Origin of the sequence: Algoriphagus chordae, assembly GCF_003254055.1 — a bacterium.
Taxonomy (GTDB): domain Bacteria; phylum Bacteroidota; class Bacteroidia; order Cytophagales; family Cyclobacteriaceae; genus Algoriphagus; species Algoriphagus chordae.
The window spans coordinates 1-22,075 of record NZ_QKZT01000031.1; the positions used below are offsets into that span (position 1 = coordinate 1).

The window sequence follows — 22,075 nt, forward strand, 5'->3', positions numbered from 1 at the left end:
GAGGTCACTTGGTGAAGATTGGATCTACACCATAATATCCCTATCAATTTGAAATTGATTTAATATAAGGGTGAAGTTATTAATTAACCAACTAGTTTAGTTAGCACATTTCCCAATCTATAGGACAGCCCTTAAATTATTCGGTTTCTGAGGCGAAGTTCGGAACGTTAAGAAATTTGGCTAGCTCGCGAGTTCCGAGCGAGATCCGCCAAATTTTAGTGGAGAACGAGTCTCAGAAATCAAATCGGGAATTAAAAAATTATTTTAGCAGCGCCATCACCGATTTGAAGAATCATTTAGGGCGAAGGCTTTTGGTTACTTTTGGCCTTCAAAAGTAACAAAGAAAGTCCCCCACTGAGCGTAGAATAGGCGTTGAGGGCACTAGCCGTAGATTGTATCTACGCCTTCCTATCCTTATCAATTTGAAATTGATTTTAATACAAGAGTGAAGTTGCAAACTCACCCACAAGGAAATCGGCAAGTTGACCGCCACCAGCAGACAGATGGTAACGACAGTTTTGAGAGATCTGGAAACAAAGGGATTATTAAATACGATAGAAGTAGAATCTATATTTTGGATATGAGTCTAATTCATTGATGCTAGCATTGCCCTCTCTCCCATGCTGACCTTAGTACAGCTACTTGTTTTACAGTTTTGCTCCTAGAGAAGTGACAAACTTTTTCATCAGCCTAATTTTTTTCAAAAAAAACTCTGCTCAAATTTTTACATTTTTCTGGCAAAAGCCATGATCTATCCAAAAAAAATTCTTCTGTTGTAAAATTAGTTAGGTAATATTTTTATTTAAGTAGTAATTTTTTCATTCAATCTTAAGCAAATATTAAGATTAACCGTAACCATTGCGCTAAATTTTCACGTAAAACAAAGCTAACCAGTAACAGATTTTAAAGAAGATCAAAAAGTTGGCGTGGTTTTGGTTTTAGTATGCATGCATCCTTTATATAGAAAATTGCATCTATCTAATAGGAAACAACTAAACCAACAACCCAAAAGAAGTACCTAACCAATTATTTAATCACTAAACCCTAGCTATATGAAAACTCAACAAGTACCAGGATGGATAAGAACTTTGATGATGGGAATCATCGCTTTAATCTGGATCAGTCCTACTGAAACTAAAGCTGACAATATCAATGGCGTTTCTTTTCAGGTATTCTACGATGAATTGATGCCCTATGGAGATTGGGTCAAAGATGCTCGATATGGTTATGTCTGGTTACCAGCGGTTCAAAATGATTTCCATCCTTATGGAACAAACGGACACTGGGTAATGACCAACTATGGTAATACCTGGGTTTCTGATTACGATTGGGGATGGGCAGCCTTCCATTACGGCAGATGGTATTTTGACGATAATTACCGTAGCTGGGCATGGATCCCAGATTACGACTGGGGACCAGCTTGGGTGGACTGGAGAACTGGCGGCGGATATTACGGTTGGGCGCCTATGGGACCTGGATTCAGTGTTAGCGTGAGAATTGCTATGCCTACCTTCTATTGGGTATTTGTACCGCAAAACAGATTCGTCTATCGCAATGTGTACAGCTATTGCATCCCTAGGGGAAGACGCGTTAATGTGTATAACAACACTACAATCATCAATAACACTACTATTATAAACAACAACAGGTACTACGCTGGCCCAGCACGTAGGGATGTAGAGAGAGTGACCAAAAGATCCTATCCAGAGCGTAGAATAGAAAACAGTAGAACAGCTGGAAGAACTGTAGCCTCAAGTAACGGTGTTCGTTCTTATAGACCTGATCTGCAAAGTGCACGAGGCACCACTACGGCAGCTAGACCTTCTCGAGTACTTTCCTCAGGACAAAGCAGAACACAGGCTGCTACTACGCCTTCTAGAGTAAGCAGCAGATCAGAATCTGTTTCTGGAAGATCTGCCAGTACTCCTGCGAGCACATCGAGATCTCCAGAAAGTCCAAGTACAACCAGTAGATCTGCGAATTCTGGTGTAAGATCAAGCTCTCCTTCTTCTAGAGCTGGGGAATTTGAGACTAAGCCATATTCAGGAACTCAAACAAGGACAGCCAGTCCAAGTAATTCTAGAAGCAGCACAAGCAGATCTTCTTCTCCTTCCGTAAAATCCGAAAGCAGCAGACAAACACAAACCAGAACTGCTCCTACTAGCAGCCAGCGTTCTACTTCGACTCAGCGATCAACTCAATCTAGAACTCAATCTGCTCCAGCTCAAAGATCAACAAGCACGAGATCTCAGCCTGCAGCTTCTAGATCGAGTTCAGCTAGCCCAGCTACCAAGAGCAGCCCAGCACGTTCTACTCAGTCTAGACAATCACAAGCAACTCCTAGCAGATCTACACCTCAAGTAAAAAACACTTCTTCAAGAAGCTCTACGCCTGCCAAAAGTTCATCAAGAACATCCAGCAGTTCGTCTTCAAGAAGCAGCTCCAAAACAAGAGGAAATAATTAATCTTAATCAAGTTAGTGAAAAGGGTAGCCAGCTGGCTATCCTTTTTTTTGTGAATACGCCAAGCATCAGCATTATCCTGATTCTTGAGAAAATCACTAATTCATTTGCCTTCTTTTTCCTTGAAGAATTAATAAAAATCCGATGAGACCAATCGCCCTATTAGACTAGGCCATCCGCTTATTCTTCCCATACCAGAACCCATGCTCATATAATTCCATAACTTAGAATCTCTCCCGAAACCTTCATTTGCACGCTGTTCCTAAGCTACTTATGAAGACAAAGAATAATTATTCCTGATTTATCAGTCTATTTGCACCTATTTTCAAGCATAAGTTTTGATATCCATTATTTCTAAAATATTTTTGTACTAACAATTTTCATAAATATTATTAAACCTTCTAAATTTTAGATTTATATGAAAAAATTTATCATAATTTTTATGCTAGCACTTTGCCTGCCGTTTATAGGTTCTGCACAAGAATTTCAAAAAGGTAGCAAAGTCATATCTCTTGGCTTAGGTTTGGGTAGCTCAGTGGGTCACGATCTTACTTATGGCAGCCAGATTCCAACTATCAGTGCACAATACGAACAAGGCGTTTGGGATATTGGCGGGCCAGGAGTAATCAGTTTGGGTGGTTATATAGGCTTCAAATCTTATAGCAACAATGCAGATATAGGAAAATCCAAGTGGAATTACACGCTAGTAGGAGTTCGAAGCGCCTATCATTTCAATATGCTGGAAGTAGATAATTTGGACCTTTATGCAGGAGCGATGCTAGGTTTTTACTTTGAGAATTATAGTGGCCCTTCCGGAAGCACCTACAACGCTAACAATTCTGTAGGACTAAGTCTTTATGCAGGTGGTAGATATTATTTCTCAGACAACTTTGGCGGTTTTGCTGAAGTAGGCTACGGAGTTTCCTACCTTACTGTAGGTGTTGCATTCAAGCTTCAATAATATTATCTGAAAATTCATAAGAACACTTAGACCTCACAGACAAACTCTGTGAGGTCTTTTTTTTTGCAAAAGCCAACTAAGCACGAGATTTATCCCTCAATCCTTTTTAATGCAAATAATCTAGAATTATGGCTTAAAGTAGGAGTCCTATTAAATCAGGCTCTTTAGTTATTCCATTCAAACAAAGCTATTCTGCCAAATAAAATTTTGAATTGAGGTTTTTGTCTATCTTTGCGGCTTGTTTTCAACTCTAGCGACATCATTCGCCAAACCTATTCAAACCTTGAAACAATACTTTAACTTATTCGATTTCAGCCAAAAAGTAGATTACAAAACGGAAGTTCTATCTGGACTTACGGTGGCTATGGCACTTATTCCTGAGGCGGTAGCATTCGCTTTGATCGCAGGACTTTCACCACTTACTGGATTATACGCGGCATTTATGATGGGATTGGTTACTTCCATTTTGGGAGGTAGACCAGGAATGATCTCAGGAGCAACAGGTGCGGTAGCCGTGGTTATCGTGACGCTTGCTGCTACCCATGGTGTAGAATATGTCTTCGCAGCAGTTGTACTGGCCGGTATATTACAAGTCTCAGCTGGAGCTTTACGACTTGGTAAACTCATGCGTCTTGTTCCTCACCCCGTGATTTTCGGATTTGTAAATGGTCTTGCCATCATCATTTTCATGTCGCAATTGGATCAGTTCAAAAATGCGGACGGCAGCTGGCTGACAGGCTCAACCCTTTATATTTTGCTAGGATTGGTGCTTTTGACCATGTTGATTATTTGGGGCTTACCAAAACTCACCAAGGCAGTACCATCTTCCTTGACAGCTATTTTGGTAATCTTCGGCGTCGTTAGTCTTTTAAATCTAGACACTAAAACCGTTGGTGATATAGCAAGTATTCAAGGTGGCTTCCCTCCTTTTCACCTTCCTGCTGTTCCGCTGACTTTAGAAACTCTACAAATCATCTTCCCTTATGCCGCTATCGTGGCTGGTGTAGGTTTGATTGAAAGTTTGCTGACCCTAAATATCATTGACGAAATCACCGAAACACGTGGCCGCGGAAACAAAGAAGCGGTAGCTCAAGGAATCGCAAATATGCTTTCTGGAGTATTCTCAGGAATGGGTGGCTGTGCGATGATCGGCCAGAGTTTGATCAATATCTCATCCGGTGCAAGAGCTAGACTTTCTGGAATAGTAGCTGCAGTGATGCTTTTGGTATTTATCATGTTCGGATCTAGCCTGATAGAACAAGTGCCAATGGCAGCTTTGACTGGCCTGATGATCATGGTTTCCATCGGAACCTTCGAATGGGCAAGTCTTCGCACGTTCACTAAAATGCCAAAATCAGATGTGTTCTTGATGATTCTAGTGACCTTGATCACTGCATTCCTACACAACTTGGCCTTGGCAGTATTGATCGGCGTGATTCTAGCAGCTTTGTTTTTCGCATGGGATAATGCTAAAAGAATCCGAGCAAGAAAAAATGTGGATGCAAATGGAGTGAAGCACTACGAGATGTTTGGCCCGCTTTTCTTTGGTTCTATTTCTGCTTTCAATGAGAAATTTGATGTGTTAAATGATCCTGCAGAAGTGATCATTGACTTCCAAGAAAGTCGTGTAGTCGATATGTCAGCAATCGAAGCTTTAAACAAATTGACAGAGCGATATCATAAGGTTGGTAAAAAAGTACACCTGAAGCATCTCAGCCCTGATTGCAGAAAGCTCCTGGAAAATGCAGATGAGCTAATCGATATCAATGTAATCGAAGACCCAACGTATAAATTGGCAGTGGATAAAGTCTGATTTTATTAAGCCACTAAGAACACAAAGAAAGGATAAAGGCCAGAGCCTACTTTGACTTTCATATTGCAATTAAAAGGGAAGTCGATCGACTTCCCTTTTTGCTTCCAGTTCCTCGGAGCGAGTTTATAAGTTCAAACATATATGCCAATCTCTAATTACGCCTAGCGTCCCTTCTGGTCTACATATCCGTACTTATTTTCCAGAATCATAATAACCTTAGCCTCAGTTCGTGTCACCACGAACAGACACATAACCTAGTCTTAAGTACCCATACAACCCAGGCCCCCGTTCGTGTCACCACGAACGGACACAACATTACTCTATCGCCGAGAAAACCATCTGCCGAAACTTCCAAGCTGACTCATCGCCGGTCCCACCCTGGGTTTGCTTCATCAATATCCCTATGGTATTGGTGACAGGATCTGCAAAATACTGGGTGTTGAAATACCCGCCCCAGTCGAAAGTACCTAGGCTTCCGATACCTCCCTGAGCGACTCCATTCTCATCCACCAAGCCAAAAGCCAATCCGTAATCCTTTCCCCCATTACCCAGTAAATCTCCTACTTGGTTGCTCATGATAGCTTTGATGGTCGTAGGACTGAGAAATCTTGTTCCATTATAAGCACCATTGTTGATATACATTTGAAGAAATTTGGCATAATCCTCAGCAGTCGATGATAGTCCCGCTCCTCCGGAGAAAAAGGTCTTGGCGCCAGTTTTCGGATAATCTGGATCATAGAAAGTGACAGGGAAAGACTCCCATTGACCTCCTACTTTTCGGTGAATTGTCACCAATTTTTTGCCTTGGGTATCATTCAAATAGAATCCCGTATTCTTCATCCCCATAGGATCAAAAATCCGAGTTTGCAGAAATTGGTCAAAGGGAATTCCTGAAATAATTTCTATAAAATACCCCAACACATCAAGCCCTTCACTGTAAGTATATTTCGTTCCAGGCTCGTGATGAAGCGGAAGCTTAGCTAGCTTCTTAATATTATCAGAGATTTTCACGGGCTCAGTCGTGAACAAGTCCACTATTCCTGCTTTCTGATAGATCATTTTCATCTGCTCATTGCCATCAATCACCCCGTATCCTATCCCGGAGGTATGTGTAATGAGATGTCTAATGGTGATCTCTCGAGGAGAAGGTTTGGTAGAGTAGGAAGAATCTCCATAACGAAAACCAGTCAAAATCTGTGGATTGGAAAACTCAGGGATGTACTTAGAAATTGGGTCATCTAACTTAAACTTTCCCTCCTCCCAAAGCATCATCACAGCTGTAGAGGTAATAGATTTGGTTTGAGATGCTATTCTAAAAATCTGATCCTTGGCCATTGCTGTACCAGAAGGCACATCCGCCAGTCCTTTTGCCTCGTGATAGACAATCTTCCCATCCTTTACAATTAAAGCAACTAGTCCAGGCACCTGGTTATCACTGACTGTTTGATCCAGCATCTGATCTATTCGATCCAGTCGCTCAGCAGATACACCCACTAATGGCTGTTTTCCTTGAGCTGTTAAAACTGTTGAGGGGCTTTGAGCAAAGACATTTACACTCAATAGCATCGTAAAAACAAAACAGCTTGTTGAGCTAAGGTACTTTTTCATTAGGTCATGGGTTTGATTGAAAAGTAAATTAGGGAATCTCTCCCAAAAAGCTATCCTCCTGCCCAAAACAGCAAAAAAAACAGGCTGATGAATAATCACCAGCCTGCCCAATTTTCGATCTAAAATCTACTAGTCAACCTCAAAGTAATATTCCGTTCCATCTTGGAACATCCCTAAGACAACTATGTCTTGTCCCTCTGTATCTTCCAATACTTCGAGTAGGTTATCTACTCCTGATATCTTTATGCGACCATCTTCTGTCATAATAGAAGTAATAATGAACCCTGGTCTTGCACCTGCTCTACCCCACTTCTCTCCCGTAACGGCAGTAATTAAGGCTCCACCACGAAGTTCAAGTTGTTCTTTTACTTTATCGGAAACTTCCTCAAAACTGACTCCTTGGAACTCAAAAACTTTAGGGATTACTTTTTCTACAATATCCGTAGTTCCTGCGAAATTTTTCAAGGTAGCAGTTGTAGTGTAGGTTTCACCATCTCGAATATATTCTACATCCACCTTGTCTCCTGGACGCTTTCTAGCTACCATTTCTTGCAAGTTGGCTACATTATTAGTCACACGTCCATCCACACTTATGATGATGTCACCTGGCTTAAGACCTGCTTCTTCTCCACCGGAATTTTCGTTTACAGTTCGAATATACACTCCTTGTTCCACTGGAAAATCAACTCCAAGTCCATCTGCAAGCTCCTGACTCACATCTAAGATCCCCACACCAAGCAATGCTCGCTGTGCTGTACCATACTTCATGAGATCGTCCATCACTTTTTTGACCAGCGTACTCGGAACAGCAAATGAATAGCCATTGAATGTACCTGTACGGCTGGCAATTGCAGTATTGATACCGATCAATTCTCCAGCTAGGTTGACGAGTGCTCCTCCAGAATTACCTGGGTTCACTACTGCATCTGTCTGTAAGAATGCTTCCACAGAGAGGTTGTCCTCCACATCGCGAAGGATTCCGATGTTTCTTGCTTTTGCAGAAATAATCCCTGCTGTAACAGTAGAATTCAAATCAAATGGATTCCCAACTGCAAGTACCCACTCCCCGATTTTGGTTTTGTCAGAATCACCAAACCTTACGAATGGAAGTCCCTCTTCATCAATTTTCAGCAAGGCCAAATCTGTAGTAGGATCAGTACCTATCAATTTGGCCACATAACTTTTGTTGTTGTCTAGCGAAATCTCAAGCCTAGTCGCATTTTCTACTACGTGATTATTGGTTACGATATATCCATCAGGCGAGATTATCACTCCTGAACCTGAACTCATCAATGCTCGACCCTGGTCACCTCTTTCCTCTCTGGGAGGTATTCCAAATAAATCTTGTATAGGATCTCTCTGACCCCTACGTCCACTAGAATAAGTTACCTGACTTTTGACATGAACTACTGCAGGTATTACAGCCTCTGCGGAAGCTACGAAATTGATACCATCAGGAACTGTAAATTCTTCACCTGAAAGTAGATTTGCAAAACTAATTGGCTGCTTCTCATCGAAGCTAGTTGCATTTTGCGGTTGTGTGAGAAAGCTAACGCCTACTATGGCGACTAGGCCTCCGATCAAAGAGGCAAGAAGCATTCCCAGAAAGAACTGTCTTTTGCTCATAATTTCTTAGGTTTATTTTCAATAATTAAACAGAGTGATGATCTATTAGATCCAAATATTACACCTGAAAAAGTGCCTGCATGCCCAAATTAACACGAATTAACCAATTTTCAAGACCTATAACATATTAACCTAGGAAAAGGGCTATTGGTTATAATTTGTTCGATATAGACTAGATTTGAAAATCTATATTGCTATGTTGAAATCTTTAACAAAATTGAATTCTAGTAAAGAAATCTTGAATAAGTCTACAGTTTCAATGCCTACTACTGAGTAATCAGAAGTATCGTACCCTTTGACTTTCAATTTACTACATACGCTAGAGTAGACTGTTCGTTTCAAAATGATCAATTTTCTCTATATTAACTCTCAAATGAGACCTATGACCCGAGCATTTCTAGTAATACTATGCACTTTTTTATTCGCCTTTGCGTCTTTAGCCCAAAATGATTCAGTTCCAATAGCACGCATTGACTCTACCGCCAAAGACAGTTCAAAGGTCGTTAAGGCTCCTTCTATTAATTCCTTAGACAGCCTTTTCGTATTTGATGATACCACGCGTGTCGTCAAGCAAAGCCGACATATTGGAACGATCCTAACTCAAGTAATCAATAGAGCACAGAATCATGCGATCGAAATAAGCAAAATAAAACTAGAGTTGGCCGACGTATTAGATACGCTTGAAATGAGTAACCAGCTCCCAAAAGTCAAATTATTTGCTGAGAAAATCACTGAACAAACTGAAGGCGATCAAGACAAATTCAATTTAAGGTACCTGCAAGGGATGGACAACCTTATCGTCATGGTAAAGGGAGTCAATGAGAAATTTGATAGTAAACTCAAGTCGAGGATAGCAACGCTAACCGATGCGGGCATCAAGCTTGAAAAGATCAAGTCAGATTCAGTATTCAATATGACACTTCGGGATACTACCTTGCTCCCTGCGATCAACAAGGAGCTTTCATTGCTGAAGAAGGCTATAAAATCGGTTGATAGCACCTTCCTAGCTCAGGAAATTATAATGGCCAAATTCCAGGCCAAAGTCAGCGATAATACCGTGGCTTTTTTGGAATTAAAGCAGTTTCTAAACACGCATAGAATTCAATTAGAGCATCAGTTCTGGACAAAAGAAATCAATTACATCTGGGAAGCTCCTAGCTTTAAAAAAGAAACAAACTTCCAAGAGGTCTTTCTTCAGTCCCTTCAGCTCAATATCATGTTATTGAAGGTGTATTGGGAAAAGGACAACAAACCATTTATCCTCGCATTACTTGTATTAATAGGAATATACTTTGCGATGCGATATGCTATAAAATCTATCTCAGAAGAAAAGGAATTTGCTTCTCTAATTCTAAATAGAACCGAATACTTTCAAAAACGGACTTTTTGGTCAGTACTAATTATCCTTTTGCCCTTTTACCTGATTTTTTTCTCTGCCCCTCCATTAGTTTTTATTTCTATTTTGTCCTTGTTAATGGCAATTTCATCGACCTTTCTAGTGAAAAAAGAGTTTGGTAATGATTTCTTTCGCTATTGGCTCATCTTCCTTTTTCCCTATATCGTGCTTGCTTACAATGGTTTGCATTGGAAAATTGCCTTTCAGGAAAGATGGTACATCTTAATCTCCTCCCTTATTTTTATAGTAATGGGCTGTTTGATATGGAGAAGCATGAAAGACAAGGAGACCACAGCGGCTTATTTCCTAAAAACAATTTCAATTCTGCTCGTGCTTATGCAATCCTTTGCCTTTTTTGCAAACATATTTGGTCGTTTCAATCTCGCCAAAACCTATTCTGTCACAGGAGCAATCACCTTTTATAGAGCGGTGAGTTTGTATCTATTTGTACAGGTATTTTTAGAAGTAGTTTATTTGATTATTGAATATAGAAAGAAAGAAAACGACGAATTCACTTCCTACTTTGATTTTCAAGATTTACAGAAGCGAATGAAGGGTTTTGTATCCATCTTTGCTATATGTCTCTGGGTTTATGGACTACTATGGCATCTTGGATATTATAATTATATCTACCTATGGGTTACTGACTTTCTTCAAACCCCAAGAGTACTTGGTGCTACAGAGTTTCAATATGGTAGCATTCTCTTATTCGTAATAATCCTATATATATCCACATTTTTGGCCAATAACATTGCCTATTTTGCTTCCATAAAAGATCAAAAAAATGCCGCGTCTAGAAAGCAAAGGCTTGGCAGTTCTATACTTCTCATCCGACTGGCAATATGGATTATCGGATTCTTTATTGGAATGACAGCAGCCAAAATCCCCTTTGATAAAATCACCATCGTACTTGGCGCATTATCTGTAGGTATTGGCTTTGGTCTGCAAACTATCATCAACAACCTTGTCTCTGGAGTCGTGTTGGCATTTGAGCGTCCTATACAGATAGGAGATGAAATCCAAGTAGGACAAACAAGTGGTACTGTCAAAGACGTAGGCATTCGAGCCAGTAAAATCCAAGGCTATGATGGCTCTGAAATTGTAGTGCCAAATGGAGACTTGCTATCTCAAAGCCTGATAAACTGGACACTATCAGACAAAAAGCGTAGGGTAGAACTGATTATTGGTGTTGGCTATTCCTCTGACATGAAAAAAGTGAAAGCGCTATTAGAAGAAGTGCTTAATAGGGAGCATGTATTGAAAACTCCTAACCCACATGTCTATATGCAGACTTTCAATGATAGCTCTGTAGATTTCCGTGTATTATTCTGGGTAGAAAGTATGGATATTTGGATTCAGGTACGTGCAGAGGTAATGGCGGCTATTTTTGAAAAATTTGCAGAACACGAAATCGAAATTCCTTTTCCAAAACGAGATCTTTATTTGAAAAGCGTACCTTCCAACTGGCAAGAAAAAATATCTAAGCCTGGTGAAGACATAAGTCCAGTAAAAATAAATAAGGGATTAGACGCTAGTCAAACAGATGAAAATAAAAAATCCTCTGAAGAGTAAACTTCAGAGGACTAATTTTCGCTAACAAAAAAAAACTATATTAAGCTCTTTTAACGTTGACAGCATTCGGGCCTTTATTGCCTTCTTTGATGTCATAAGTTACTTTGTCATTCTGTGCGATTTGATCTACCAAACCGGTTGCGTGTACGAATACTTCGCTTTGAGACTCATCGTCAACGATAAATCCAAACCCTTTGGCTTCATTGTAAAATTTTACTGTTCCGGTAAACATAATTATTTGTGATAAATTGGAATTGAAAGAGTGCTAAAAGTAAATATTCAATTAAAAAAAACAAAATAATCGTTCTTATTTTCAATAAATGAAGAAAATAATTTTGGTGAGACACGGAAAGTCAGCATGGGACGACCCTAATCTGGCTGATCACGACAGGCCTTTGGCCGATCGAGGCTTGGATAATGTCCCTGAAATGGGATTGCGCTTAATAGAAAAAGGGATTCTTCCCGATCTCATCTTAAGTTCTACTGCTACTCGGGCATCTCAAACTGCCGAAATTCTTGCATCGGTGCTTCATCTTCCCACTTCGAAAATCACTTACGACAAAAATCTATATCATGCTTCTGCTGCCATGATTTTGAAATGTATTCAAAGGCAGGATGACTCCCATGAATTAATCTTTGTAGTAGGACATAATCCTGGAATGAATGAATTCATAGATTTTTTTGGAGGGAATCTAGATAATCTACCTACTTCCGGACAATATGGATTGCTAGTAGATACGAATCATTGGATACAGTTGCGTCCAGAAAGCTCCAGATTTTGGTTTATTGATTATCCCAAGAAGGTTTGATGATTTGGGATATAAAAATGTAGGCGTTAAAAGTAAAAAGTAATAGTCGCAGTCACAGTATTCAGTCGCAGTAGCGCAAAATTAGAGTTGCTAAATGTGTCTGAAATAAAATAGCAATTGACACTTTTTTAATATCTGTGCTCCTTTCGCTAGGCTCCGCCTCCGCTGTAGCTAATATTCAGCCTAACATCAAGGCAGATCAAAGTTCCTGACATCCTGAATGACATCTTGGAATTTGCTTTCATTCCCCAGCATATAGCAGATCTTAGCTGCCACCTGCTCAGGACTTGAGAGCTCACCATCTTCCTTATAGTTTTTAAAACGCTCGATTTGAGGAAAATCCAATTCATCAGACTGCCTGATTTCATCCTGCATGGCAGTATCTACTATCCCCGGAGCTAAGCTGAAAAACCTAAAAAGAGGATCTTTATTTTCCTTAGCCGCCACCTGAGTAAACATCGCAATAGCCGCTTTAGTACTACAATATCCTCCCCAGCCTTCTACAGGTTTGGAAGCAGCACCAGAGCTTATATTACAAATGATCTTTTTCGCAGAAGAATCTTTATAGGCATCCACAAAAGCACTAGTCAAATACATAGGAGCCAATAAATTAACATTGACCTGTATTCTCATATGCTTCACTTGCATACTCCCCACAGGCTTGATCTCTCCTATCCAGCCAGCATTATTGATCATGATGATTTCCTTATAATCAGCAGTAGGGAATAGCTTTGGCAATTCATTCTCCAATACTTCCAAGTCACCCAAATCAATGCTATGCTCAGTAAGATTCGGATTGCCTAATCCAAGCACCGTTCTGGAAATAGCTATTACCTCAAAGTCATCCTTTTGCAAATAAGTATCCATAATAGCACGACCTAGTCCTTGGCTATGACCCGTAAGTATAAGGAGTGATTTAGACATCTGTTCTTGGATTGTTTGCTTGGAAATTAAAGGATGTACTGAGACAAATCTCTATTTTGAACAAGAGTGCTTAGTCTATCCTGAACCATTTCTTTGGTCACCATGATCTTGGAATTCGCAGTAATCGTATCAGGAACGTCAAACAAGAAATCATTGAGCAGATGACTCATCACCGTATGAAGTCTCCTTGCTCCGATATTTTCCACTTCCAAATTGATCAGAAAAGCCAATCTTGCTATCTCCTCGATGGACTCATCATTAAACTCAAGGTACACTTCCTCTGACTCAAATAGTGCTTGATACTGCTTGGTAAGTGCGTTTTTTGGCTCGCGCAAAATTCTTGAAAAATCCTCCTGCGTTAAACTTTGCAATTCCACACGAATAGGGAATCTACCCTGCAATTCAGGAATCAAATCAGACGGCTTGGCCACATGAAAAGCTCCTGCAGCTATAAATAGCACGTGATCGGTGTTGATCACACCGTATTTGGTATTTACTGCTGACCCTTCTACAATCGGTAACAAATCCCGCTGAACACCTTCACGGCTCACATCAGGACCACCACCATTTTTACCGGATTTGGATGCTATTTTATCGATTTCATCTATAAAGATGATCCCATTATTTTCGGCCAATTTGATTGCTTCTTCCTTTACTTCTTCAAAGTCAACCAACTTAGACATTTCCTCTTCCAGCAAAATCTTTCTTGCCTCAGAAATGCTCACTTTGCGCTTTTTGACTTTTTTGGGCATCATATTGGAAATCATATCCTGAAGACCTGCCATACTGGCATCATCCATCATTCCATTACCTATCATCCCTACACCCATAGGAGAACCAGCTTTTACACTGATTTCTATTTTTCTATCATCCAACTCTCCGTCACGAAGCTTCTCTCTAAATCGCTCGCGCGTTCTTTCATTTAGCTCCGCATCATTGCTTGGCTCAGAGTTCTCGTCAGTATCTACCGGAAGCGCTCGTGTAAATCCTGCACTTTTCACCGGAGGTATCAAAACATCCAAAATAATCTCCTCCACTGCATCAGCAGCTTTTACCTTGACAGACTCATTCTTCTGCTCTCTTACCAAGGCCACAGACTGCTCTACCAGGTCTCTCACCATACTTTCCACATCACGACCTACATAGCCTACTTCCGTGAACTTAGAGGCCTCTACCTTGGTGAATGGCGCATTAGCCACTTTAGCCAATCTTCTGGCAATCTCAGTCTTACCTACACCGGTCGAACCGATCATTAGAATATTGTTTGGCACGATATCCTTTTGAATATCCGTCTTCACCATCAAGCGACGAATACGGTTTCTCAAAGCAATAGCAACGTTGCGCTTGGCATCGTTTTGCCCAATGATATATTTATCCAACTCGGCGACAATCTGTCTCGGAGTAAGTGAAAGTATTTTTTCCATGATGTTAGGTTAAAATGTGCTCAGATCAATGTGGTTACTTTCGATCTGAGCTTTTTAGGTATATTTTTTAGAGGATTAATCCTCGTAAAGTGAGCATTATTGCTCCTTAATTGTCTTTTCCGTTTTCGGACTGCAAGTTGAAATGAAGCGGATTATCCACCTTGGTTTTAAGCAAAGCTATCTCCAATACTTCCTCCACCTTCTCCACAAAGTGGAATTCTACCCCTTTGATGTAGTGCTCATCGATCTCCTCGATATCTCGTTTGTTTTTGCGACAAAGGATAATTTCTTTGATTCCAGCTCTTTTGGCAGCTAGAATCTTCTCCTTAATTCCGCCCACAGGCATTACTTTTCCGATCAAACTGATCTCTCCAGTCATAGCAACTTTTGCTTTCACCTTTCTTTGGGTAAATACAGAAGCCATGGCAGTCAACATCGTGATACCTGCCGAAGGGCCATCCTTAGGAACTGCTCCAGCAGGAACGTGAATATGTAGATCGTATTGATCAAATACTCTATGATCGATTCCGAGTGTTTCTGCCTTCGATTTGAGGTAAGACAAAGCAGTCATCGCTGACTCCTTCATCACATCACCCAGCTGTCCCGAAAGCGTAAGCTTGCCTTTTCCTCTACTCAAGCTAGTTTCGATAAACAAAATCTCTCCACCTACGCTAGTCCAAGCCAAGCCTGTGACCACACCAGCCACGCTATTGTCAGTATAAGATTCCTTATCGAAAATCTCAGAACCCAAGATTCTTCTCACTGCCGCAGCATTAATCTTAGGACTATACTCCTCTTCCATCGCGATAGATTTGGCGATATTCCGCACCACTTTACCTATCGCTCTTTCCAAGCTTCTCACTCCAGATTCTCTGGTATAATCTTCTATCAATTTCACCAAAGCAGCCTTGTCAAAAGATATTTGCTTGGCTTTCAAGCCATGCTCTTTGCGCTGCTTAGGGACTAGGTGTCGTTTAGCGATTTCCACCTTTTCTTCCTGCGTATAACCTGTCACCTCGATGATCTCCATTCTATCCCGCAAGGCAGGCTGAATGGTGTCCAGTGAATTGGCTGTAGCAATGAAAAGCACCTTGCTTAGGTCATATTCTACCTCTAGGTAATTATCCAAGAAGGCATTGTTTTGCTCCGGATCCAGCACTTCCAAAAAGGCTGAAGATGGATCTCCACGAAAATCTGAAGAAAGCTTATCTATCTCATCCAGTACATAAACTGGATTTGAGATTTTCACTTTTTTCATGTTTTGGATAATCTTCCCTGGCATAGCTCCTACGTAAGTTTTACGATGGCCACGGATCTCCGCTTCGTCATGCATGCCTCCAAGAGACATTCTGACATATTTTCTACCTAATGCTGCCGCTACCGACTTACCCAAGGAAGTTTTACCCACACCTGGAGGGCCATAAAGACAAAGAATTGGACCTTTAAGATCATTCTTCAACTTCAGCACCGCTAGGTATTCGATGATTCTTTCTTTGACCTTGTCTAGCCCAAAGTGATCACCATCCAATACTTTCTTGGCATGATTCAAATCAAAATTATCCTGCGTAAACTCATTCCAAGGCAGATCTACCATAGTTTCCGCATAATTCAAGGCAATCGGATACTCTGCCGCAGAAGGATTAATTCTGAGGATTTTATCGAGTTCTTTCTGAAAATGCTTGTTGACTTCAGGAGACCATTTTTTCAAGGCCCCACGAGCTGCTAGATCTTCCACTTCCTTTTCAGGACCTTCATCCCCAAGTTCGGTTTGAAGCACTTTCATCTGCTGACGCAGGAAATAATCCCGTTGCTGCTGATCTATATCCGTATGCACCTTCTTCTGAATCTCAGATTTTAGTTCCAGCATCTGGATATCCTTCATCATGAATTCAAGTAACAATGTCGCACGCTCTACCCCATCGTTGATTTCTAATAATCGCTGCTTGGCTTCCACCGGAGCATTGATGTTAGAAGACAAAAAGTGTGTTAGGAAAGGTGTATTGTCAATATTGTCCAAGGCAACCTGAGCTTCACGAGGGATCTCAGGATTCAAATGAAGAATGCGCGTAGCAGACTCTTTCAGAGACTCTTCAAGAGCCTGAATTTTCTTGGAGCTTTTTGGGAAATTCTCCTCCAAATACTCCGCTCTTGCCATGAAATACGGATCATCGGTGATTTGCTCAGAAATCTTGAAACGCTTTTTACCCTGAATAATGATCGTGGTATTTCCGTCAGGAAGCACAATCATTTTGATGATTTTGGCGAGTGTACCTACCTGATAGATATCCTCCCATCCTGGATCATCAATATTTGGATTGATCTGAGCACATACCCCAATCAATTTATTTCCTTTTTGGGCTTTTTTTACCAGGCGAATAGATCGTTGTCTCCCCACAGTAATTGGGATGACTACACCTGGGAAAAGGACTGTATTTCTTACGGTAAGGATCGGAATCTCTTCTTCAAGAATTTCCTTTCCTAGTGTATCATCCTCTTCATCGGTAATCAACTGGATCAGATCTCCCTCACCGGAAAACTCACCGACCATTAAGTTTTGAAACACAGAATTTTCGAATTGGCTCATATAGACAGAATGACAGCTAGGCTGTCCGTTTTATGCTAAAATAAAAGAAGAACCCTCAAAATACGAAGGTTCTTCCTAAAAGGTCAAGGTGCATGCCAATAGACCGAAGTGGTCAGATTGGCAGTTTTAGTTTTTTATCCCTCCCCTGTAAATAATTTCAACACATCGTTTCCAATTGCAAAAACCATCAAAGCAAGGAGTATGACCATTCCGACTTTCTGCGCATTCTCCAGAAATCTGTCTGAAGGAGCTCTACCAGAGATCATTTCATAAAGCAAGAAAATCACGTGTCCACCATCCAATGCTGGAATTGGCAGTAGGTTCATAAATGCCAATATCATAGAGATCAAACCTGTAATCGTCCAGAACTTAGTCCAATCCCAGGTATCTCCATAGATCTTTGCTATTCCAATAGGTCCACTTACGTTTTTGGTGGATACTTCACCCGTAAACATCTTACCCATCGCCTTTGCATTCACGATGACTACGGTAAATGCTTTGCTAGTTCCCTTTGCAATTGCTTCATTGAAACTATACTTACGCTTAACCATATCTAAGGTCAGCGCCATTTCTATCCCAATTATCCCTTCATCTGAAACCGCTACCATGGTATGAGTGGTATCATTAGCTGCAGTCAGTAAAGTGACATCTACTTCTTCATTTTTTGACTTGGCCAATTCCTCTCTCAAATCATTGATGTAAGTGATCTTATGACCATTTACAGCCAATATCTTATCATCAGCAGTTATTCCAGCTTTCTCAGCTGCTCCACCTTTGGTCACTTCCTTCAGTTCAAATGGATAGCGAATAGAGACGAAGCTATTTATTGCCTCCTGACTATTGAAAGAATTGATAAAGCCTCTTGGGATATCTACCTTGATTATTTCTCCTTCACGATCTACAGTATAGTAACCATTTTCGCTAAGCAAAGCCGAGCCAGCCGTCAAATCATTTATGGATTGATAAGGTTCACCACTGATATCCAAAATCTTATCGCCTGTTTTCAGACCAATTGATTCACCAATCTCCAGGGCTACAATACCGTTTTCTACTACTTGATCACGAGAAAAATATGTCTCACCATTATTGTAAACCAAGATCACAAAGATGACTATCCCGGTAATCACATTGACGATAATTCCGCCGAGCATTACGATCAGACGCTGCCAAGTTGGCTTAGATCGGAATTCCCATGGCTGTGGCTCTCCTGCCATCTGATCAGCATCCATGGATTCATCTACCATTCCGGAGATTTTCACAAAGCCCCCCAGTGGTATCGCTCCTATAGAATATTCAGTTTCTCCCCACTGGAATCCAGCGATTTTAGGAGGAAATCCAATTGAAAATTTTTCTACTCTCATGCCAAACATCTTGGCGGTAAGTAAGTGACCCAATTCATGTAAACCCACGAGGATTGATAACCCGAGGACTAATTGACCCACCATTATTAAGGTATCCATTATACTTTATTCGTTATTAGTTCTTTAGTAATTTCTCTTGCGCGCTCATCCGTCGACACATAATCCTCCAAATTTGGCTGCGCAATAAACTCAGCTTTTTCGAGAGTTTCACCAATCAAATCAGACATTTCAAGGAAACCTACTTCTTTATTCAAGAAAGCAGCTACTGCTATTTCATTGGCAGCATTGAGCACACAAGGGGCATTGCCACCTTTTGCGAGGGCATCATAGGCCAATTGTAGGTTTTTGAAAGTCTTTAAATCTGGTTGCTCAAAGGTCAATTGTGGGTAATTCATAAAGTCAAATCTCTCGAAGTCACTTTTCAATCGATCAGGAAAGCTCAGGGCAAACTGAATTGGGATACGCATATCTGGCAATCCAAGTTGTGCTTTAATCGATCCATCCTCAAACTGAACCATCGAATGAATGATGCTCTGCGGATGTACGACTACCTCTATCTGTTCGGTTTTCAGTCCAAAAAGCCATTTTGCCTCGATCACTTCCAAGCCCTTATTCATCAGAGAAGCAGAGTCAATTGTGATCTTCGCTCCCATTTCCCAGTTGGGATGCTTCAGCGCTTGCTCGCGTGTGACAGTTTCCAAGAAAGCTCTATCCTTCCCTCTAAAGGGTCCGCCAGAAGCTGTAAGGATTATTTTCTCGATAGGATTGTGGAACTCACCGATCAAGCATTGAAAAATCGCAGAATGCTCCGAATCAACCGGGTAGATATTCACTCGATTCTCCTTTGCCAAAGCTGTGATGATCTCCCCTGCTACCACCAAGGTTTCTTTATTGGCAAGTGCTATTTGCTTACCTGCCTTGATCGCATTCACTGTAGGAATCAAACCTGAATATCCCACCAAGGCCGTCAACACCAAGTCGATAGTTTCCATTTCTACTATCTGAGCAATCGCCTTTTCACCAGCATACACCTTGATATCCTTCGGTTGTAGGATATCTCGAACTTGGGCATAAAGTTTCTCATTACCGATTACCACGGCATTGGGAGTAAACTCCAGTGCTTGAGCTACCAGTAAGTCTGCATTATTTTGTGCAGTAAGAACCTCTACGATAAAGTCTTTGGGATGCTGACGAATTACCTCTAGGGTTTGAGTACCAATACTTCCGGTGCTGCCCAGGATGGCTACGCGTTTGGGTTCTGTCATTCAGTTTGGGATTGTTGAGTAATTCAAACCCTCATTTTTTGGAGAGTTTTCTCAATAGCTGACAAAATTACAAGATGCTCCCAGTTTTCCTCGTACAAATCGTCAGTTTTTGCCGAATGGCACAATATTAAAGGTCAAAAGACTGAGTTCAGCCTAAATCCGAACTTAAAAAATGTGAATTTATTAAACTGTAACTATTCACGTTCGTCAAATTGATAAATGATTCGCCTATGAACAGTCTATTCAAAACAACCGCCGTTTCCTTTCTGGCAGGCTTGGCCGGAGCTGCAGTTTGGAGCACAATCAATTTTACTGAACCAGCACAATTCGCTGATTTCCCCCAAACTAATCAAACAGAAGTAAGCTTTGCTTCGCAATACCAGCCAGCATCTAATTACCCCAGAACTGACGCACCTATTTCTTTTGTAGATGCTTCAGAAAACAGCACAGAATCTGTTGTCTTCATCAAGAATTTTTCCGGCACGGACCCTAGAAGGTACAGCATGTTTGACTACTTCTTCGGAGGTGGAGGGGCTCCTTCCCAACAAGTGAGCACAGGTTCGGGAGTGATCATCTCAGACGATGGCTATATCGTGACCAATAATCACGTGATAGACAGAGCAGAAACTATCGAGGTGGTTCACAAGAAAAGAACCTATAAAGCCAAATTAGTCGGTACGGATAAAAACACGGATATCGCTGTATTGAAAATTGAGGAGACTAACCTCCCAGCCATCAAACGTGGTAGCAGCCGAGATCTAAAAATCGGCGAGTGGGTACTGGCAGTCGGTAATCCATTTAACCTTACCTCCACGGTCACAGCAGGTATAGTTTCTGCCAAAGAACGACAAATCAATATTCTAGGAGGGGATTTTCCTTTGGAAAGCTTCATCCAAACTGACGCTCCTATTAACCCAGGAAACTCCGGCGGTGCTTTGGTCAATGTCAATGGAGAATTGGTTGGGATAAACACTGCGATCCTATCGAGGACAGGATCTTATACGGGTTATGGTTTTGCTGTGCCAGTGGATATTGCCATGAAAGTCTCGAATGATTTGATACAGTACGGTGAAGTACAAAAAGCCATCCCAGGCATAGAAGCCGTAGAAATCACCCCAGAGCTCGCCGAGGAGATGAATATAGAGACGCTAGACGGAGTAATAGTCACTCATGTGGTCAAAAACGGAGCAGCAGAGCGAGCAGGCCTGCAGCGCAATGATGTCATCACCAAGCTAGGTGCTCAGGATATATCAGGAAAGGGTAGTTTCGAAGAAGCACTCTCCTACTATTATCCAGGTGAAAAGCTCCCGGTAACTTTCATAAGAAATGGTTCTTCTAAATCCGCCAATCTTCAACTTCAAAACTTGGAAGGTGGCAATGGCATCATCAAGAGAGAATTCTACAGTTCTGGAATCTTGGGAGCAAAACTAGAAGCTGTAAATACGATTGAGAAGGACAAGTTTGGAGTAGATTATGGAATAAAAATCACGGGTTTGACACGAGGATACCTGAGAGAACTTGGGCTTAGAGAAGGATTTGTGATCACTCAGATCAATAACGAACCAGCCAAGGACCCTAATAAAGTTGGAACCTACTTGGAGAAATACAGTGGTAGATTATTACTCGAGGGAGTTGCTTCCAATGGGCAGCCATTTATGCAGACATATAATGTGAGGTAGAAAGATTGGGAAGACGAATTTTGAGCGTTACTTAGAAATAGCTAAGTTTTTCAACCTAGAAATCTTAGTTATATCGAATCATTTTAGTACTTTAAAAGGACTTTCTGATCACAGTAAAAGCAATCAAATCCAAAATTCGTCTTCCCATGAAAACTATCACAAAATCCTGCGAAAAATGCTTTGAAGAATTCAGCGCTGCTTTGGTTGATCTTACAGATTATGCAAAGCGTGCAAAAAATGGAAAGCTTACCGAACCACAGTCTAGAGATCTCCTGAAGCATTTTGAGCGAACTCATGAGCTTGCACTAAATGTGATTACCCAGTATTTCAAACAAATCGGCAAAGGGGAATTCTCAGGATCTAGGGATTTGACTGTGGAGGCATTTCACGCTGATTTAATCGACGATGGGAAAGCCTGGTTAGATATCGTAATCGATCGAATCCAGTATAACCCTGTTTATGAAATAGATACGCAAGAGACATTTCTGGAAAACATCCAAAAACGCTACATCAGATTACTTCAGCGATTTGAAGATACCATGGGCAAAAAGCTGAATGAGTAGCAGTCTTTAAGAAAAAAACTTTTGTGTG

Annotated in this window: 15 protein-coding genes and 1 pseudogene; 8 read left to right on the forward strand and 8 right to left on the reverse strand. The window is 41.0% G+C overall.

Features of this window, described 5'->3' with window-relative positions:
• Positions 1–467 precede the first annotated feature (467 nt).
• The 4 genes and pseudogenes from LV85_RS22515 to LV85_RS21165 all read left to right on the forward strand — a co-directional run.
• Positions 468–584, forward strand: a pseudogene (locus LV85_RS22515) (hypothetical protein); the annotation flags it as partial.
• A gap of 468 nt (positions 585–1,052) precedes the next feature.
• On the forward strand, positions 1,053–2,465 hold the full coding sequence (locus LV85_RS21155; protein WP_111323205.1) for a DUF6600 domain-containing protein: 1,413 nt from the start codon (positions 1,053–1,055) through the stop codon (positions 2,463–2,465).
• Between the two features lie 415 nt (positions 2,466–2,880).
• Complete coding sequence (locus LV85_RS21160; RefSeq protein ID WP_111323207.1) at positions 2,881–3,423, forward strand: hypothetical protein; 543 nt, start codon at positions 2,881–2,883, stop codon at positions 3,421–3,423.
• Between the two features lie 283 nt (positions 3,424–3,706).
• Complete coding sequence (locus LV85_RS21165) at positions 3,707–5,236, forward strand: SulP family inorganic anion transporter (protein WP_111323257.1); 1,530 nt, start codon at positions 3,707–3,709, stop codon at positions 5,234–5,236.
• 315 nt (positions 5,237–5,551) lie between these two features.
• Here LV85_RS21165 and LV85_RS21170 read toward each other — a convergent pair whose 3' ends face one another.
• Together LV85_RS21170 and LV85_RS21175 are read right to left on the reverse strand one after the other, a co-directional pair.
• On the reverse strand, positions 5,552–6,844 hold the full coding sequence (locus LV85_RS21170; RefSeq protein WP_170125636.1) for a serine hydrolase domain-containing protein: 1,293 nt from the start codon (positions 6,842–6,844) through the stop codon (positions 5,552–5,554).
• 129 nt (positions 6,845–6,973) lie between these two features.
• Positions 6,974–8,470 (reverse strand): S1C family serine protease, encoded by a 1,497-nt coding sequence (locus tag LV85_RS21175; protein ID WP_111323209.1) that lies wholly within the window; start codon positions 8,468–8,470, stop codon positions 6,974–6,976.
• 382 nt (positions 8,471–8,852) lie between these two features.
• Here LV85_RS21175 and LV85_RS21180 point away from each other — a divergent pair, with 382 nt between their 5' ends.
• Complete coding sequence (locus LV85_RS21180) at positions 8,853–11,438, forward strand: mechanosensitive ion channel domain-containing protein (protein ID WP_158531226.1); 2,586 nt, start codon at positions 8,853–8,855, stop codon at positions 11,436–11,438.
• Between the two features lie 40 nt (positions 11,439–11,478).
• On the opposite strand, the gene LV85_RS21185 is transcribed toward LV85_RS21180, so the two are convergent.
• Positions 11,479–11,670, reverse strand: a complete 192-nt coding sequence (locus LV85_RS21185) for a cold-shock protein (protein ID WP_111323213.1) — start codon at positions 11,668–11,670, stop codon at positions 11,479–11,481.
• Between the two features lie 88 nt (positions 11,671–11,758).
• On the opposite strand from LV85_RS21185, the gene LV85_RS21190 reads away from it, so the two are divergent.
• The gene (locus tag LV85_RS21190) at positions 11,759–12,247 is read left to right on the forward strand and encodes a SixA phosphatase family protein (protein ID WP_111323215.1); all 489 of its coding nucleotides are present in this window, start codon (positions 11,759–11,761) and stop codon (positions 12,245–12,247) included.
• Positions 12,248–12,436: 189 nt separating this feature from the next.
• Here LV85_RS21190 and LV85_RS21195 read toward each other — a convergent pair whose 3' ends face one another.
• From LV85_RS21195 to LV85_RS21215, 5 genes are all read right to left on the reverse strand, one after another.
• On the reverse strand, positions 12,437–13,171 hold the full coding sequence (locus tag LV85_RS21195) for an SDR family NAD(P)-dependent oxidoreductase (RefSeq protein ID WP_111323217.1): 735 nt from the start codon (positions 13,169–13,171) through the stop codon (positions 12,437–12,439).
• Between the two features lie 26 nt (positions 13,172–13,197).
• Positions 13,198–14,595 (reverse strand): ATP-dependent protease ATPase subunit HslU, encoded by a 1,398-nt coding sequence (gene hslU / locus LV85_RS21200; protein WP_111323219.1) that lies wholly within the window; start codon positions 14,593–14,595, stop codon positions 13,198–13,200.
• A gap of 106 nt (positions 14,596–14,701) precedes the next feature.
• Entirely contained in the window at positions 14,702–17,179 is a 2,478-nt protein-coding gene (gene lon, locus LV85_RS21205; protein WP_111323221.1) for an endopeptidase La, read from the reverse strand.
• A gap of 134 nt (positions 17,180–17,313) precedes the next feature.
• Positions 17,314–18,639: an RIP metalloprotease RseP gene (gene rseP / locus LV85_RS21210; protein WP_111323225.1), complete on the reverse strand. Its 1,326-nt coding sequence runs from the start codon at positions 18,637–18,639 to the stop codon at positions 17,314–17,316.
• A complete protein-coding gene (locus LV85_RS21215; protein ID WP_111323227.1) occupies positions 18,639–19,805 on the reverse strand; it encodes a 1-deoxy-D-xylulose-5-phosphate reductoisomerase in 1,167 nt (388 codons plus the stop codon). Before LV85_RS21215 ends, rseP begins: the two co-directional genes overlap by 1 nt.
• Positions 19,806–20,035: 230 nt before the next feature.
• On the opposite strand from LV85_RS21215, the gene LV85_RS21220 reads away from it, so the two are divergent.
• Complete coding sequence (locus LV85_RS21220; protein ID WP_111323229.1) at positions 20,036–21,484, forward strand: trypsin-like peptidase domain-containing protein; 1,449 nt, start codon at positions 20,036–20,038, stop codon at positions 21,482–21,484.
• A 146-nt stretch (positions 21,485–21,630) separates the two neighbouring features.
• Positions 21,631–22,047, forward strand: coding sequence for a nucleotidyltransferase substrate binding protein (locus LV85_RS21225; protein ID WP_111323231.1), 417 nt, complete (start codon positions 21,631–21,633; stop codon positions 22,045–22,047).
• The last annotated feature ends 28 nt before the right edge of the window (positions 22,048–22,075 follow it).